This window comes from Achromobacter maghribensis, from assembly GCF_057334215.1.
In genome coordinates this window covers 68,416-84,369 of sequence record NZ_JBHFII010000058.1, presented here as the reverse complement: position 1 = coordinate 84,369, position 15,954 = coordinate 68,416, and the positions used below count along the sequence as shown (strand labels likewise).

14 protein-coding genes are annotated in these 15,954 nt (G+C 65.0%); 8 read left to right on the top strand and 6 right to left on the bottom strand.

The window, feature by feature from the left end; all coding sequences use genetic code 11:
• Positions 1–801: ribose-phosphate diphosphokinase (gene prs, locus ACE039_RS25180; RefSeq protein WP_485823621.1), on the bottom strand; the 801-nt coding region annotated here is incomplete at its 3' end.
• Between the two features lie 98 nt (positions 802–899).
• Complete coding sequence (locus ACE039_RS25175) at positions 900–1,553, bottom strand: NUDIX hydrolase (RefSeq protein ID WP_448708283.1); 654 nt, start codon at positions 1,551–1,553, stop codon at positions 900–902.
• A 264-nt stretch (positions 1,554–1,817) separates the two neighbouring features.
• Between ACE039_RS25175 and ACE039_RS25170 the strand changes: the two genes are divergently transcribed.
• Positions 1,818–2,927 carry a porin gene (locus ACE039_RS25170; protein ID WP_448708282.1) on the top strand — a complete coding sequence of 370 codons (1,110 nt, stop codon included), beginning with the start codon at positions 1,818–1,820 and terminating at the stop codon, positions 2,925–2,927.
• A 124-nt stretch (positions 2,928–3,051) separates the two neighbouring features.
• Here the strand turns inward: ACE039_RS25170 and ACE039_RS25165 are convergent, their stop codons facing one another.
• Entirely contained in the window at positions 3,052–3,819 is a 768-nt protein-coding gene (locus ACE039_RS25165; RefSeq protein ID WP_313462734.1) for an AraC family transcriptional regulator, read from the bottom strand.
• Between the two features lie 85 nt (positions 3,820–3,904).
• On the opposite strand from ACE039_RS25165, the gene ACE039_RS25160 reads away from it, so the two are divergent.
• The gene (locus ACE039_RS25160) at positions 3,905–5,089 is read left to right on the top strand and encodes a multidrug effflux MFS transporter (RefSeq protein WP_485823620.1); all 1,185 of its coding nucleotides are present in this window, start codon (positions 3,905–3,907) and stop codon (positions 5,087–5,089) included.
• Here the strand turns inward: ACE039_RS25160 and ACE039_RS25155 are convergent.
• Positions 5,056–5,730 (bottom strand): ankyrin repeat domain-containing protein, encoded by a 675-nt coding sequence (locus ACE039_RS25155; protein ID WP_448708279.1) that lies wholly within the window; start codon positions 5,728–5,730, stop codon positions 5,056–5,058. The two genes, ACE039_RS25160 and ACE039_RS25155, sit on opposite strands and share 34 nt — an antisense overlap.
• Before the next feature lie 145 nt (positions 5,731–5,875).
• On the opposite strand from ACE039_RS25155, the gene ACE039_RS25150 reads away from it, so the two are divergent.
• A complete protein-coding gene (locus ACE039_RS25150; RefSeq protein ID WP_485823619.1) occupies positions 5,876–7,222 on the top strand; it encodes a ParB/Srx family N-terminal domain-containing protein in 1,347 nt (448 codons plus the stop codon).
• Positions 7,223–7,447: 225 nt separating this feature from the next.
• Positions 7,448–7,894, top strand: coding sequence for a gas vesicle accessory protein GvpU (gene gvpU / locus ACE039_RS25145; protein ID WP_199196750.1), 447 nt, complete (start codon positions 7,448–7,450; stop codon positions 7,892–7,894).
• Between the two features lie 65 nt (positions 7,895–7,959).
• Here the strand turns inward: gvpU and ACE039_RS25140 are convergent, their stop codons facing one another.
• Positions 7,960–8,757, bottom strand: a complete 798-nt coding sequence (locus ACE039_RS25140; RefSeq protein WP_485823618.1) for a hypothetical protein — start codon at positions 8,755–8,757, stop codon at positions 7,960–7,962.
• A 300-nt stretch (positions 8,758–9,057) separates the two neighbouring features.
• Between ACE039_RS25140 and ACE039_RS25135 the strand changes: the two genes are divergently transcribed.
• The 4 genes from ACE039_RS25135 to ACE039_RS25120 are packed head-to-tail and all read left to right on the top strand — an operon-like array spanning position 9,058 to position 13,623.
• Positions 9,058–11,883 carry an ATP-binding protein gene (locus tag ACE039_RS25135; protein ID WP_485823617.1) on the top strand — a complete coding sequence of 942 codons (2,826 nt, stop codon included), beginning with the start codon at positions 9,058–9,060 and terminating at the stop codon, positions 11,881–11,883.
• Positions 11,884–11,885: 2 nt separating this feature from the next.
• A complete protein-coding gene (locus tag ACE039_RS25130) occupies positions 11,886–12,203 on the top strand; it encodes an Hpt domain-containing protein (protein ID WP_448709581.1) in 318 nt (105 codons plus the stop codon).
• A 55-nt stretch (positions 12,204–12,258) separates the two neighbouring features.
• Positions 12,259–12,909: a response regulator gene (locus tag ACE039_RS25125; RefSeq protein ID WP_313460558.1), complete on the top strand. Its 651-nt coding sequence runs from the start codon at positions 12,259–12,261 to the stop codon at positions 12,907–12,909.
• A gap of 18 nt (positions 12,910–12,927) precedes the next feature.
• The gene (locus tag ACE039_RS25120; protein ID WP_485823616.1) at positions 12,928–13,623 is read left to right on the top strand and encodes a pentapeptide repeat-containing protein; all 696 of its coding nucleotides are present in this window, start codon (positions 12,928–12,930) and stop codon (positions 13,621–13,623) included.
• A 12-nt stretch (positions 13,624–13,635) separates the two neighbouring features.
• Here the strand turns inward: ACE039_RS25120 and ACE039_RS25115 are convergent, their stop codons facing one another.
• Positions 13,636–15,870 carry a phosphocholine-specific phospholipase C gene (locus ACE039_RS25115; protein ID WP_485823615.1) on the bottom strand — a complete coding sequence of 745 codons (2,235 nt, stop codon included), beginning with the start codon at positions 15,868–15,870 and terminating at the stop codon, positions 13,636–13,638.
• Between the last annotated feature and the right edge of the window lie 84 nt (positions 15,871–15,954).

Below are 15,954 nucleotides of genomic sequence, written 5' to 3'. Positions count from 1 at the left end.
GGCGCCGGTCCAGTCGTAAGCGGTGAAGATGCCGGCGTAGCGGGCGTTAAGCTCGCCAAGCCCCTTGCTGAAGATGCCGTGCGTCACATACAGGTAGACCGGCTGCCGGGTCGTGTCGCGCAAGGCCGAGGCCAACTCCAGGAAGGTGCGGCCGCCGTCGCAGATGTCATCGACCACCAGCACCGGCTGCGCGGGGATGTCGGCGGGCACGCGGGTTTCGGTGATGCGGCCGGTTTGCGGATCGCGAACCTTTTCGGCGAACCGAACGTCCGCCACGCCCAGCGCCTTGGCAAGCGCCTGCACGCGCTTGCGGGCGCCTGCGTCCGGCGCCATCAGCGTGACGCCGTTGGCAAAGGCCGGGGCGGCCAACGCGCGGGCAAGGAAAGCCGACGCATCGATCACGCGGACGCGTTGCAGCAGGGCGGGCGTCACGTCGCTGTGGGGTTCGACCACGGTCACCGTGGCGTACTGCTGATCGTTGATCAGCTTGCAGAACACGGCGGCGCCCAGCGCCTCGCCGGGATTGCACACCCGGTCCTGCCGGGCGTAAGGCACGTAGGGCATGTCCAGGTGCACCGGCACGGCCGGGTTCAGGCGCCGCAGCGCGTCCGTCAGCATCAGCAGTTGCATGACGTCATCGGCCGACTTCAACAGGGCGTGGATGCGGAATTCGCTGGCCGCATCGGCCTGGGCGCGCAACCCGGCCGGCACGGTGACCTGGCTTTCGCCCCCGGGAAACACGAACGCAGCCGGCGTATCGCTCTGGCGCTGCCCTTCTACTACCGCAGTGATGGTGAACATGATTGGCCCTTAGTGGCACTTTAAAACTAAGTGAAGCCAGTATAAGCCCACTTATTGTTGATTTGCAACTATGTTGGAATAAAGAGGCGATTCGACGCTTATCCGACGCTGCGGTCGAACAACGCGAAGTCCTTCAGGCGGTACAGTCGGGCGGGGCGCTGAGCGCCCACCATGTAGTCCTCAGTGGCCTCCAGCACGCCCCAGGCTTCCATCTTGCGGCGGAAATTCGATTTCTCCAGTCGGGTCTGCAAGATGGCTTCATAGGTGTGTTGCAGCTCGGTCAACGTGAAACGCTCCGGCAGCAGGAAGAACGGCAATGTCGAATAGCTGGACTTGCCGCGCAAGCGGGCAACGGCGGCCGCCACGATATCAGCATGGTCAAACGCCAACGGCGGCAACGCGTCCACGCTGACGAAACGGAACGCCGCCTGCGTCGCCGCCTCCAGTTCGGCCGCCGGCACCAGCGCCACATAGGACACCGACAACGACCACTTGCGCGGATCCCGGGCCGGTCCGGAGAACACCTGAAGTTGTTCCAGATAGCGCGGCTCGAACCCTGTCTTGTCCCGCAGCACGCGGCGCACGCTGGCCTCGGTGCTGGCGTCTTCGTCCAGATGCACCACCCCGCCGGGCAACGCCATGGCGTCTTTGAAGGGCGCGCGGTCGCGCTGGTGCAGGGCGATTTCCAGGACGCCCGCCCTCAGGGTGAGCAAGACAGCATCGACGGTGACAAGAGGCAGTGGATGGTCCACGTGGAATTCCGTAAGTGGGGCTTCGGGTCAAGACGCCACTATGGCACGAAACCGTCAAACGCAGCGGGACGGAACACCTCCCCACGACGGCCCGCCGCGCGTCAGGTTTTAGGCGAAATAGCCGGAAAATCCACCGCAATAGGCAGAAAATAGGGTAAATGTTCTACAATGCGGCCTGGGAACACCCGCTTGGCGCTATGCCGGGCGTGCTGTTCCCTTTGTTTTTTCCAACGCTTTCCAACCCCCACTCCAGGAGATCTCCGGATGAAAAAGACGCTGCTCGCCGCTGCGATGCTGACCGCTTTTACAGGCATTGCACAGGCAGAACCGTCAGTCACCCTCTATGGTGTCATCGACACCGGCATCGGCTACAACAAGATCAAAGGCGACGGCTACAGTGGTAGCAAGCTCGGCATGATCAACGGCATCCAGGCCGGCTCCCGCTGGGGCCTGCGCGGATCCGAAGATCTGGGCGATGGCCTGCGCGCCGTCTTCAAGCTGGAGAGCGGCTTTGATTCCGCAAACGGCCAGCGAGGGCAATCCGGCCGCCTGTTCGGGCGCCAAGCCACCATCGGCCTGGCCAACGACGCCTGGGGCCAACTGGATTTCGGCCGCCAAGCCACGATCGGCTCGAACTACTTGGCCGACATCGACCCCTTCTACACCAGCTACACCCAATCCAACCTGGGCCTGGGTTTCAGCGCGGCCAACACCATGCGCTGGGACAACATGGTCATGTACCGCACCCCGTCGGTGAACGGGTTTGAGTTCGGCATCGGCTACTCGTTCAACGCGGACGACACGACCGCCGACCAGACCGGCTTCCGCACCGCGGACAACACGCGCGGCATCACCGCCGGCCTGCGCTACGTGCAAGGCCCGCTGAACGTCGCGCTGACGTACGACCAACTGAACGGTTCCAATCGCAGCGCAACGATCGACAGCGACGCCACGCCGCGCCAGTACGCGCTGGGCGTGTCGTATGACCTGGAAGTCGTGAAGCTGGCGGCCGCCTATGGCCGCACCACCGACGGCTGGTTCGTCGGCCAGGACCTGCCCGCCGGCACGCCCTTCAGCGACGAATTCGGCACCAATCGCTTCGTCAACGGCTTCAAGGCCAATGCCTACATGCTGGGCGCGACCCTGCCTGTCGGCGGCGCCAGCAGCGTGTTCGCCTCGTGGCAACACGTGGCCCCGTCCAACGACAAGCTGACGGGCGGCGACGCCAACATGAACGTCTACAGCGTGGGCTACACGTACGACCTGTCCAAGCGCACCAATCTGTATGCCTACGGTTCGTACGGCACGGATTACGCGTTCATCGACGGCTTGAAGAGCACCGCCGCAGGCGTGGGCATCCGCCACCAGTTCTAAGCGTCGCACAGCGTAAAAACGCGCCGGCCTCTTACGGGGCCGGCGTTTTTTTATCTCGGGCCGCCCCAAGATAAAAAGCGCCCTCGGGGGCACCAAGCACACGCAGTGTGCGCAGCGTAGGGAGTCACCTTTTTCGTCGCGGTGATTCTCCATAGATGCGGCGGTACATGGCGATGAACGCGCTGTCGCTGGCATAGCCCACCGCGTGCGCGACCGCCGTGACCGACATGCCTTCGGCCAAGTGCGCCCGCGCGGCCAGCAATCGGGTCTGCGTCCGCCAGCGGCCAAACGACAGCCCGGTTTCCAACAGGAACAACCGTTCCAGCGTGCGACTGCTGGCGCCCACCCGACCGGCCCAATCCGCAAGGGACAACGGGCAAGCCGGGTCAAGCAACAGCGCTTTCGCGATGGGCGCCAGCCGCCGGTCCCGAGGCATGGGCAGAGGCATCGGCGCGGTAGGCGCGGCCGCCAATTCATCCAGCAAGGTCTCCACGATGCGCGTCTGTGCCAAGCTCAGGACGGCGTCGGCCGGCCAGTCCGTCACGCGCAGGATCAACGCCCGCAATAACGGATTCACGTCCAGGATCAGGGGTTCGACCGGCAGTCCCGGATAAGCCTGCACGTCGAAGTACAAGCTGCGGTAGGCAAAACTGCCATGCATGGCGGTACGGTGCGTGCAACCGGCGGGCAGCCATGCGGCCTGCAGCGGCGCCAGTTGCCCCACGCGGTCGGGCAGGAACAGCGTGACGCCGCCTTCCGCCTGGTAAAGCAGCTGCGTGCGGCGATGCATATGCCAGTCAGACGCGTGGGCGCGAGTGTCGATGGCCAGCCCCACGATGGGACACACGGCGCTGTCGGGGTCCGGCACGGCGTCAGGCGAGTAATGCGGCATGTCGTATTAGCGATGTTTTATGGCAAAACATCGTGATTCTGCTTTCATCGGGCTGGGTACGCTAGGCCCTTTTTCACGGCCTCTCATGAAACACCCCTCCCCGGACGGTCTGCCGCCGCGCGGTCTGGTCATTGCCTTGCTGGCGCTACCGCAGATCGCCGAAACCATTCTTGCCCCGGCCCTGCCGGACCTGGCGCGGCATTGGCGGCTGGACGCCGGCGCCGCCCAATCCGTCATGGGAGTCTTCTTTCTGGGTTTCGCGCTGGGTGTCCTGCTATGGGGGCACCTTGCGGACGCCTGGGGCCGCCGCCCCGCCCTGCTTGCCGGTCTGGCAACCGGCTTGGCCGGAACCCTGTGCGCGCTGATCGCGCCCAGCTTCGAAGGCTTGCTGTTTGGCCGCTTTATCCAGGCCGCGGGACTGGCGACCTGTTCCGTCACGACACAGACCTTGTTGCGCGACCGTCTCGCCGGTGGCGCCCTGACCCGCTATTTCGCCACGTTGGGCGCGGTGCTGGCATGGTCCCCCGCCGTCGGCCCCCTGGTTGGTCAACTGGTTTCGGACCGCGCGGGTTACCAAGGCGTGCTGCTGACCATCGGGCTGGCCATTTTCCTGCTGCTGGCTCAGAGCGGGCGCCACCTGATTGAAACTCGTGAAGCCGCCACGGCCGCCGTTCCGCTGCGGACGCTTGCCCGCCACATGCTGGCGGACGCCCCGCTGCGGCGCACTGCCGCGCAGGTCGCGGGCCTTAACTTCCTGGTGTTCTCTTTCTACTCCGCCGGCCCTTTCATGGTCGGCCATCTACCGGGCCTGGGATTTGGCTGGGTCGGTTTGGCCGTGGCCGCGGCCGGCTGCCTGGGCGCCGTCAGCAACCGGCGCCTGCCAGCGCAGACCGCCCCGTCGGATCCGGTGCGCTATGGCTTGTGCTGGGTCCTGGCCGGCGTGCTGGCGCAATGCGCCGTCGTGTTGGTGCACCCGCAACCTGGCTGGATGTGGGCCATGGCAGCGCTGCCGATCTTCGCCGGCTACGGACTGGCGATCCCGAACCTGCTCGGCCCTGCGCTAAGCCGGTACGGCCATTGCCTGGGCCGCGCGGGCGCCTTGTTCGGCCTTGCCTACTACGCCATGCTGGGCCTGGGCCTGGCGGCCAGTTCGTGGCTGCCATTCCATTCCGCCTTGCCGCTTTGCGGCGCCTGGCTCGTGGTGTGCGCCCTGCTGCTGCACACGCACCGGCGGAATCACCCGCGCGCGCCGGCACGTTCCAGCAGTTGAACCATTTCGCGCTGCCCCCGTTGGCGGGCATGCGCGATCGGCGTGCGGCCGTCACCGTCAGCCAGGTTCACGTCGGCGCCGCCTTCGATCAGCAACGCGACGATCTCCTGGTGGCGTGGGCCGCCATCGCTCAGGATGATGGCTTCCAACAGGCCCGTCCAGCCCAGCCGGTTTACGTGGTTGGGGTCCACGCCCGCTTGCAGCAGCGTCTTCACGACTTCCACGTGGCCGCGTTCGCATGCCGGAATCAGCGCCGTGCCCCCGTAGCGGTTGGTGCTTTTCAGGTCCGCGCCATGCTGCAGCGTCAGCGCCAGGATCTCGCGATAACCCTGGGCGCCTGCCAACAAGTAGGCGCTGTCCTGCATTTGATTCTGCGCGTTCACGTCGGCGCCCGCCTCGATCAGGACGCGGGCAGCCTGCGCGTGGTTGCCCTGCGTCGCGCGCAGCAGGGGCGTATTGCCCTGCGCATCCCGCACGTCCGGCGGCGCGCCGCGGGCCAGCAATTCGTGCACACGCGCCGTCTCGCCCTGCGCGGCGGCCGACAACAGTTGGGCAGCCGGCGCTTCGGCTGCCGCGGCATCCGCGCCCACGGCACCCAGGAACGCGACGAAGCAAGCCCGCCAGAAGTTGATGATCGCCATAGCCGGTATCCTCCTTTGAATCCAAGCTGGATTATGGACAAACGCGTCGGCCTTGGGAATTTCCCTTATCGGCAGACAGTGCAATACCCGGGACATACGCGTCAGTCATCATTGGATACTTTTCGATCGCAGCCCCTACCGGCCAATGACACAGACCGCTACCCCCTCGACCCCCGTCCTGCTTTCCCATCCACTTCCCCGCCCACATCCGCGCCCGCTTCTGCGCCTGCTGGCCGCGGCCTTGCTGCCGCTGGCGCTGGCCGCCTGCAATGGCGGCGATGGCGACGATGGCGATGACACGCCCGTCGTCACGCCCCCGCCCGTCGTCGTCGACCCCGCGCCGGAAGTCGAAACGCCCACGCGCAACACCGCCTATCTGAAGGCGAAGGCCGGCGACGTCATCCAGGTTCGCATCGAAGAACTGCGCCCTACCCAAGCCGCCATCGGCTACGACCAGATCTACTACAAGCTGGGCCGCTGGCAAGGCGACTTCAATCGGGCGACCTGGGCGGCCGATGCCGCCCTGCAGTTGGACTACCTGGACCGCACCGTCGGCAAGAAATTCGACGACTACTGCGAAGACATGGGCGGCACCGAGCGCGCGCAGGAATTCGCGGACATCGACGCGGCCCGCGCCGCGCGGCTGGACCAGCCGGAAACCTTCGCCTGCAAGGACGCACCCGGCACGCATACCGAAAACCTGAAGACCGTCGTCGTCGGGTGGGACGGCAATCTTTACCTGACGGACGGCCACCACACGTTCTCGTCGCTGCGCACCATCTTCGATGGCGGCCCCAAGCTGCCCGTCTGGGTGAAGGTCGACGCCAACTACAGCGACCTGACCACCGCCGCCGCATTCTGGCAACGCATGGTCGATGAACGCCGCGCCTGGCTGCGCGACGGCCAGAACCAGCCCATCACCGTGGACCAACTGCCCACCCGCCTGGGCATGGCCAGCGCCGACGAGGCCGGCGGCATGCAGGAAGACCGCTACCGCTCGCTCGTCTACTACACGCGCGACGTCGCCTACAAGAACGGCAGCCTGCCGGAGTTCGCGGAATTCCTGTGGGGCGACTGGCTGCGCCGCCAGGCCGCCGCCGGCCAGTTGCCCGCGCTTGACCAGTACAAGATGCAGCCGCCCGCCACGCCTGCGCAGATCCTCGCACCCAGTTCGTTCAACGCCACGCTGGTGCCCGGCGGCGCCAACGACAGCTACGCCGCTGCCGTGCGCGATGCGTCATTGAAGATGGGCGCGTTGGCCGTCACGGACATCGTCTTCGACGACCGCACGGCGGCCAGCCTAGGCGTGATCCCGTTGACGGCAAACGTCGTGGCCGGCGTTTCAGTCAAGGGGTCTCGCGACACGCTGGACGAGCTGACCCGCAACGACGTCAAGGACAATGGCACGCCGCGCAATGCCGGCAAACTGTGGTTCGCGGCGAATTACCGCGCTTGCGGCAAACCCGCGGCAGGGACCTGCTGGGGCTGGTAGGACAGTTTGCCCGGCAACGCGTGCCGTCATCGAACTGATCGCACCAGTCCGCCGGGCGAAGAAAGCCAGATCGTTCCGCAGCCCGCCACGGTAGCGCCAGCGCGCCGCCGTGGATGGCGCGGTCTGACGCCCGATTCTGCCGTTTTTCGGGCGATTGTGATCGGTGTATTTTTCACGCGCTTCGAGTATCTTGTGGCTCTTTCCGCCCTTTTCGAGACCCGAACAATGAGCATCGATTCCCTCTCCATCCAGGACAAGAACGCCGCCCCCGGCGCAGACGCCTTTCTTCAATTCCTGGTCAACCTGGTGAACAACGGGAGCCAGATCGAAAGCATCGGCGTGACGTTGCAGATGGGCGGCATGATGGTGTCTGGCTCGATCGTGTCGGGCGCGGAATATTTCGACCGTTTCGCCGCCAGTTTCACGAATTCGCTAAGCGCGATCGACGCGGACACCCGCGCCAGCGTGCATGCGTCGCTGGCCGAATTGGGCGACGTCTTCCGCGTGCCCCAACCCGCCGATCCGCTGCCCAATTACATTCACCTTGCCGATGCCTTGTTCTTTGCGGCGGACGGCTCGCCTGTCGCCGGGCAGCCCACGCTGTGGCGTGGCCGCACCAGCGCGGTGGATGGGTTCATTCTGGGCCGCATGCAGTCCGACACGGCAAGCTGAAGCGCCGGGCTTCAATAACGCCACGGCCGCCGGCATTCGGCACCCGACGCGCGCCGGGTGTTGACTCAGCCGGCAAAGCGCGTGGTACAGACGCGGAATGACCGCCATGCGCTGCTATCGGCTTGCAGCCAGGCATCCAGGCAATCGGCGCTGAGCGGCGCGGACATGGCGGCGCCCCGAAACAGCAGATCGCTATGCAGCCGCATCCACGCGAAATCGCGGATGTCGTCCACACCGCTTGCCACCACTTGCAGGTTGGCGCTCCAGGCGCGCTCCATCAGCGTGAAGAACCGCCCCTGCAAGGGACGATCCGCGGACAAGCCCGGCGGTATCTGTACTTGCAGCCCTTCGGCACGCAATATGCCGTATTCGGATGCCGCGCCATCGGCGCCGCCGGGCTCCAGGCGCGCGCGCAAACGGGGAACGAAGTCGGGATAGCGCGCCAGGATGTCGGCGCGCTTCGACAGCCTGCCGCTAAGCGGCAACGTGAATGTGACGCTTGATGCCGCCACCGTCAGCGGCGCGATATCGTCATGGCAGGCCTGCTTGTTGACCCATATCTTTTCGTTGACCAGACCGATGCCCAGTTCGACGCACAGGCGCTCTGCCAGGCATCCCGAGGCATTCACGTCCAGCGCGTGTTCAAACGACAGATCGATCGAGGCGTTGAATCTCTTGAAGAAGGCCACGCCGGCCTCTAGCCCGGCGGCGTCCCGGGAAGGCCTGAGACCGTTCCAGAGAGAGGGCCGGCAACGTCCCAGCACGGCATATTCGTGGACTTGGCCTTGCGCGGTGAAGACAGGTTGAAAGCGCAGCAGAACGGACGCTTCCTGTGAAGGCCAGGAACGGGCGTCATCCTTCATGAGTCAAAGTCATTCTGTTCTCGATTAACGTCTGGCCGCGGCACAACGGCAGCGGCACAGCACGTGAACCGGCCGCGTTGCAGCATCGCGGGAAAATCCGAGGCCGGAGCTCCGTATCCCGCCAATACTGCCCACGCCCGCTCAAAAATGAACAAGAAAGTTCTTAAACCGGCAGGCCACGCGATCCTTATCAACCCAGCGCCCACCGCTACGCGCCCCGAAACGCCTGCCCGCCAGGCCGGTTCACTTTGAGATTCTTCTTATTCCCCTGGTAAGCAGGTGTTTCTATCATGGGAACAAATGCTGCTAGAAGACCGCGGCGCTCCCGCCCTTGAATCTCAATCCGCGCCACGCGCGGCCTCCTTGCTGCTGCATTTTCTTGCGGTAGCCTTGCTCGTGTGCATTGCCGCGGGCGTCACGCTCTACCTGTATGGCGCGTTCACCAACGTCGTGTCCACCTACCGCCGCCACATGAACGCAGCCGCCTACGATGCGCAGCAGTTCTTCGACCAGCGCGAAGCGCTGCTGCGATCCATCTCTGCGTCCGCCGTGCGCAACAATGGCACCCGGCACATGGAAGACGCGCTTGCCCACGCGGGCGCGGCCCCGCAGATCGAGGTCCTGCCACTGCAATCGACGCCGGGCGCTTACGAATGGGCGCTGGTGCTGACCCATCGCGACCTGCAACGCGTGGCGCTGGCCAGCACCAAGGTGGTCTACAGCTCGCCCCGCCACGCCACCGCGCTGCGGATGTCGACCCGCGACCCGCTTGCCCTGACCCCGATCTCCACCGATATCCAGGAATGGCTGACGCGCACCCTGGCCGATATCGATATCCGGCCGACCGCCCACGGACAACCGCGGATCCTCTGGCTGCATCCGCCGCAGGACACCGCCATGCGGCTCTTCCTGTTCACGCCCCTGGACCCCGCCGACACCGAGGCCGGCTGGATCGGCCTGGAAGTCCAGGGCGTCGAGTCCGCCGTGAACATGCCACGGGCGGGCGCGGGCAACTATGTGCTGTTCGACGAGCGTAACCGTCCCGTCATGCACAGCCCGGACGCCGCTGCCGCCGACCGCACGCTGGCCCACTCGTCGCGCGAAGACGCCTTCGGCCTGCAAGGCCAAGGATGGGTCCCCGACTATCTGGTGCTGAGCAAATCGGTGGGTGAAGACGGCTGGCGGCTGGTGTATTACATGCCGCTGCAGCGCGTGCTGCAAGACAACGCCATAGCCTTGCAGACGACAGCCTTCGCGTCCCTGCTACTGACCCTCGTCGTGGTGCTGCAAGTGCGCTACATCCGCCGCCATCTTGTGCTGCCCGCGCTGCGCCAGTACGAAGCCCTGGCCGACAGCGTGTCGCTCAACCAGAAGCTGATCGAGGTGGCCCCGGTGGGCCTTTGCCTGCTGCGCCGTACCGACGGCGCCATTGTCCTGTCCAACGACATGGCACGGCGCTGGTTCCGGGGTGCGCCGGGGTGGCGAGCCGACATCCTGTCCCGCGACGGCGACGAGACCACGCGCGAACATAAGTTGAGCGACGGCCGCAGCGCTTACCTGACCTTCGCCCCCACCACGTATCGGGGCGAAGCCGTGGTGCTTTGCGGCATCAGCGATATCTCGCCGTTGAAACGCGTGGAGCAATCACTGTTGCAGGCCAAGCGCGACGCAGAAGCCGCCAACGAGGCCAAGACCCTTTTTCTCACCACGATGAGCCACGAGATCCGGACGCCACTCTATGGCATTCTTGGCACGCTTGAATTGTTCTCGCTGACCTCTGTCAGCGGCCAGCAGGCGCAGTATCTCGAGACCATCCAGCAGTCGTCGGCTTCCTTGCTACGCACCATCAACGACACGTTGGATATCTCGCGCATCGAAGCGGGCCATACCGCTTTGCAATGCGCCCCCTTCTCACCCGTCGAGCTGCTGAACAACGTCGTCGCCAGCTTTGCCGCGCGCGCGCACGCCAAGGGTTTGCGCGCTTATGCCATCGCCGACCCCGAATCGCCCGCCTCGGTGATGGGCGACGCGACGCGAATTCGCCAGATACTCGACAACCTTGTCAGCAACGCCATCAAGTTCACGGACTCCGGTCAGATCGTATTGCGCCTGAAACTTGACGGCAGCGATCACGAAGGCGCCGACCTGAGCTTCCAGGTGGCAGACACGGGCCCCGGCATCGCGCCCGCCCACCAAAGCCGATTGTTCGACCCCTACTATCAGATTGACGCGGACAGCCCGGTGGATCTGCCGGGTACCGGCTTGGGGCTATCGATTTGCCGCCGCCTGGCGGACACGATGAATGGCCAGCTCAATGCCGTCAGCGAATCCGGTCTTGGCACGAGCATCACCTTTGAAATCCGGCTGCCCCATGCGGCGGACACGCCCGACGCACCCGACCCCTTTCTTGAGGGCACGGCGGTCTACGTGCAAGGCGCGGTGCCCGAGATCGTCAACAACCTTTGCGAGTGGCTGCGCCGCTGGGGCGCGGTGGCGTTGCCCTATTCCGCAGGCAGCACCGCAGCGGCTGGCCCTGCGGTGCTGGTGCAAGCCTGGCCGCACGCGAAACGCCGCGCCCAATGGAGCAAACCGCAGGTCGTCATCCACCCTCCTGGGCTGCCAGCACCGGTCGATGATCGCCCCAGCACCTGGTTCGCCAACGCGTACAGCCTGGCCAGCATCCGCCACGCGGTCCACTTGGCGCAAAGCGGTTTGGCACGCAGCCTGGCGCTTGACGCCGAGACACCGTCCGACACGCTGAACCTGACGTTGCTCGTCGCCGAAGACAACCCCATCAGCCAGTTGATCCTGCGCGAACAACTGGAACACCTGGGCTGTGCCGTGGTCCTGGCGGGCAATGGCGAAGAAGCGCTGAACCTGCCCGGGCTGATGAGCTTCGATGCCGTGCTGACCGACCTGAACATGCCCAGGCTGGACGGCTACGCCTTCACGCGGCAACTACGTCAGCGCGGCTATGGCGGACCCATACTGGGCATCACCGCGAACGCCTTTCCCGACGAGCAGCGGCGCGGCATGGACGCCGGCATGACCTGCCTGCTTGTCAAACCCTTGGCATTGGTCGCATTGCGCCAAACCCTGCAATCGATCAAGGCCCTTCCGAGCTGACCATGCCTTTTGCTTATAACGCGCCGAAACTGGACGGACATTCGTTTCGCTGCGCCGCCGGGCTCCGCGGGCTTTTCCTGGAAACCATGCACAGTGATCTGACGGCATTGGAACACTCGATCGCCACACGGGATGTCCTGGCGGCGCAGCGGACCTTGCATCGCATGCGCGGCGCGCTGTCCATGGTAAAAATGACCGCGCTATCGGCCGGGCTGGGGTTCGTCGAATCAAGGCTTGGACGTTACGGCTGGGATGAACAGGCGTTCCACAAGACGTCAGGCCTGGTACTTGAACTTCGGAAATTCCTAGTTCAAGTGTGAGCCCTGGTGCAGAATGATTCCGATGCTCCACCCGCTCATTTCACAGCGTCCCCGAATGGAACGACTCAGAATAGTCCTTGCCGACGACCACCCGCTGGTGCTGATGGCCATGCGCGATCTGCTCGAAAAGGAACTCAGCTTCGAGATCGCCGCGACACTGGCCAGCCCGACAGCACTGGTTGACCATCTACGCCTTGACCTGCCTGATGTGATCATCACCGACTATTCGATGCCGGGCGACGAGACCTATGGCGACGGCATCCGCCTGGTCAGGTATCTGGCGCGGCATTTTTCCCGAGCACGGATCGTCGTGCTGACGATGGTGTCCAACCCCATGATCATTTCGGCCCTGTATGACACGGGCGTCGCTGCCGTGGTGCTCAAGCGCGACAACCTGGCCGAAATCGTGACGGCATTGCAGACGCTACGCGCCGGCCGCACGTACTATCCGCCAGGTTTCCAAGGCGAAGGCACCACGGATTCGCGCACCAAGTTCATCGGCGAACGTATCAACAGCCTGTCGCCCAAGGAATATGAAGTGCTGCGCCATTTCATCCAGGGTGGGTCCATGATGCAGGTCGCCGAAACGCTCCAGCGCAGCGTCAAGACCGTCAGCGGACAAAAGATCTCCGCCATGCGCAAGCTGAACGTTCGGACGGACCAGGAGTTGGTAGCATTCTGCGTAGAAAGCGGGATTTTCCAGTAAAGAAACGAGACCACAAGCATGACGCAAGACGCAATTGAAACCGTGACGGACCTTGAGGTGGACCGCAAGGCGATGGAGGCCTTGATTGAACGCGCGGCCGGCCGGCCGCTGTCGTTCCAGGACTGCGATTTCCAGGAGGCCGACTTTTCCCGGCTGGACCTGCGTGGCGCGCAAATCACCGCGTGCGCCATCGCGGGCGCCTCGTTTCAGGGCGCCACGCTTGCCGACACGTCGTGGGTGCGCTGCCGTGGCGGCCAGGCCAACTTCGCTTCGGCCGACGCAAGCGACGCCGTGTTCCAGAACTGCGACCTGAACAACGCCAACTGGCGCCGCGCCCGGCTGGCGGCCGCCACGTTCCAGGGCTGCAAGCTGACGGGTTCCGATTTCGACGGCGTGGCCTGCCTGGGCTGGACCGTCGAGGAATGCCTGTTGGTGGGCGCGCTGCTGCGCGGCGTGTCGTTTCGCAAGTCGACCATCATGCAACTGGACTTCTCGGACGCCGATCTGGCGGGCAGCGACTTCCGCGACACGGTCTTCCATGGCGGCAGCCTGCGCAACGCGAATCTGAAGAACGTTCGCTTCGAAGGCGCCGACCTGCGCGAAGTGGACCTGAGCGGCATCGACCTGACGGTTGCCGCCCGCCTGGCCGGTGCCACGATTTCCAAAGCGCAGGCCGCCGTGCTGCTGGCCGAGTTGCGCATCAGCGTAATCTGACGCGCCCTCGGTTTACGCAAGCCCCATCGCGGGATCGCTGACCGTGTGCTTACCCGTCTCTACCCGGCCCGCGAAGCGGCGGTAGTAGGTCGGGTCGCTTGCGCAGGTGACGGCAAAGTCGTACCACTGTGCGCTGCCTTCCAGCGACCAGTGCAACGACGCCGTGGCCTTGCCCGCCACCGCCTGGCGCCACGGGCCATCCTGACGGTAAGCCATCGCGGTCACCGTGAAATCGGCGGCCGTGGCGCCGGCGTTCATCAGTTCGGCGTAGACGTCGCCGTTGGCGATGTCGTAGCAGACGCGGATCTCGGGCGCGACGTCCGTATCCGCAATGCGCTGGGTGTCGCCCTTGAAGTGACGGTGCAAGCCATTGGGCCCCAGCACCCATAGGTCGTAGCGGCCCAGATTGTCGCGGAACGCATTCCAGGTATCCGACAGCGACTTCTCTGCTTCCACGACATAGCGACGCGGGATGCGCGCCAGATTCAGCCGGTCATAGACGTGGAAGACTGCTGCCTGTTTACCCGTGTTGGAGAACAGCAGTTCAACCATGCCTTCGGCGCTGCACCGCGCGCTGACGTGCAGTTCGTAGGGCAGCGCGCGCGACGGGCGCGTGCCGCTGGCCTGAAGGGGCAGTTGCATGTCGGTCGGCAAGGGCATGGCGGGCAGCGCTTCCTGCGCGCGGCGCAACTGGTCGGCGGCGCTGCGGGTCATGCGCCCGGCCAGCGTGGGCAGTGCCTCCGTGTTCGGCGTCTGGAAGTTGAACGCGCTGGTCAAATCGCCGCAGACGGCCCGGCGGAACGGGCTGATGTTGGGTTCCCTGACCCCGAAACGCGTCTCCAGGAAACGCAGCACCGAGGTGTGATCGAACACCTGCGAATTGACCCAGCCGCCACGGCTCCACGGTGAAATCACAAACAGGGGCACGCGGGGGCCGGGGCCATAGACGCGGCCGTCCGGCGCGGGTTGGCTGCCGCTGCCCGCCGGCGCGGGATGCGAGAAATACTCGAACGCCATGTCGGCGTCGTGCAGCGTCGACTTTCCTGCCTTGGCCAGGCCGGAATCGGGCGAAGGCGCCGATGGGGACGGCACGTGATCGAAGTAGCCGTCGTTCTCGTCGAAGTTCACCAGCACCACCGTCTTGCTCCAGACCTCGGGCACCGCGGTCAGGGCATCCAGCACTTCCTGCAAGAACCACGCGCCCTGCACCGGGCTGGACGGGCCGGGATGCTCGCAATAGATCGACGGCGCATTCATCCAGCTGACCTGCGGCAGCTTGCCTTCGCGGATGTCGCGCTTGAATGCGTCCAGGTAATTTTCCGGCGCCGTGCCGGGCAAGGTATTGGCGATGCCCTTGTACAGCGGGTTGTGGGCGTTGTCGGTTGCCGCGTCGTAGGCGTGGTAAGGCAGCGCCTGGCCCGTGTTGGCATACGGCACGCCCGGCTCGCCGCCGCTGGATACGGGAAAGCCTGATGCAACGTTGGCGCGGCGGAATGTCTGGAACGCGCCGAGCATGTTGTCGCCCCATTCGTCCGGCATGTTCTGGTACGAGATCCAGCTGACGCCCGCCTCTTCCAGCCGTTCGGCGTAGGTCTTCCAGGTGTAGCCCCGGTTTTGCGTGGCGGCCTGCCCGTCAATCCAATCCCATTCATTGTTGACGAACGATGCGCCGCCTGCCGTCGCGCCGTTCGTGCCGGTCAAATGGAAGGACCGGTTGGCGTCGGTGCCGGTATGCATCGAACAGTGATAGGCGTCGCACAGCGTGAAGGCGTTGGCCAACGCGAACTGGAACGGGATTTCACGCTCTTTGAAATAGCCCATCGAGATATCGGTTTTCTCGGCGGGCCAACGCTGCATGCGGCCATGGTCCCAGGCAGCCTGGCTGTCTGCCCAGGTATGGTGCGCGCCGTCCGCGCGCTGCGCATTGTTGGCGCTGCCGTCCAGATAATAGGGCGTGAGCACGGCGCCGTTGGCACGCTGCTGCTGCCAGACGTTACGGCCGTTGGCCAGCGGGATCGTGAAGCGGTCGCCAAAGCCGCGCACGCCCTTGAGCGTGCCGAAGTAGTGATCGAACGAGCGGTTCTCCTGCATGAGGATAATCACGTGTTCGACATCGTTGATGGTGCCGGTGGCATTGTTGGCCGGGATGGCCAGGGCGCGGCGAATGCTGGGCGGGAACGCGGCCAGCGCGGCCGCGGCAAACCCTGCGCCCGTGGTGGTCTGTAGGAAGTTGCGGCGAGAAGTCATTGTCGGGATTCGGTGTCGTGAGGGGCGGGACGAAGCGGATCGAGGCGGCGCGGCTCAGGGCGCGCAGCGCAGCACTGGCGCCGG

What these genes read in the sequence shown, in the direction of transcription:
- ACE039_RS25170 (WP_448708282.1), top strand. Translation starts at nt 1,818, where the DNA reads ATGAAAAAGACGCTGCTCGCCGCTGCGATGCTGACCGCTTTTACAGGC.
- ACE039_RS25165 (WP_313462734.1), bottom strand. Translation starts at nt 3,819, where the DNA reads ATGCCGCATTACTCGCCTGACGCCGTGCCGGACCCCGACAGCGCCGTG.
- ACE039_RS25160 (WP_485823620.1), top strand. Translation starts at nt 3,905, where the DNA reads ATGAAACACCCCTCCCCGGACGGTCTGCCGCCGCGCGGTCTGGTCATT.
- ACE039_RS25155 (WP_448708279.1), bottom strand. Translation starts at nt 5,730, where the DNA reads ATGGCGATCATCAACTTCTGGCGGGCTTGCTTCGTCGCGTTCCTGGGT.
- ACE039_RS25150 (WP_485823619.1), top strand. Translation starts at nt 5,876, where the DNA reads ATGACACAGACCGCTACCCCCTCGACCCCCGTCCTGCTTTCCCATCCA.
- gvpU (WP_199196750.1), top strand. Translation starts at nt 7,448, where the DNA reads ATGAGCATCGATTCCCTCTCCATCCAGGACAAGAACGCCGCCCCCGGC.
- ACE039_RS25140 (WP_485823618.1), bottom strand. Translation starts at nt 8,757, where the DNA reads ATGAAGGATGACGCCCGTTCCTGGCCTTCACAGGAAGCGTCCGTTCTG.
- ACE039_RS25135 (WP_485823617.1), top strand. Translation starts at nt 9,058, where the DNA reads ATGCTGCTAGAAGACCGCGGCGCTCCCGCCCTTGAATCTCAATCCGCG.
- ACE039_RS25130 (WP_448709581.1), top strand. Translation starts at nt 11,886, where the DNA reads ATGCCTTTTGCTTATAACGCGCCGAAACTGGACGGACATTCGTTTCGC.
- ACE039_RS25125 (WP_313460558.1), top strand. Translation starts at nt 12,259, where the DNA reads ATGGAACGACTCAGAATAGTCCTTGCCGACGACCACCCGCTGGTGCTG.
- ACE039_RS25120 (WP_485823616.1), top strand. Translation starts at nt 12,928, where the DNA reads ATGACGCAAGACGCAATTGAAACCGTGACGGACCTTGAGGTGGACCGC.
- ACE039_RS25115 (WP_485823615.1), bottom strand. Translation starts at nt 15,870, where the DNA reads ATGACTTCTCGCCGCAACTTCCTACAGACCACCACGGGCGCAGGGTTT.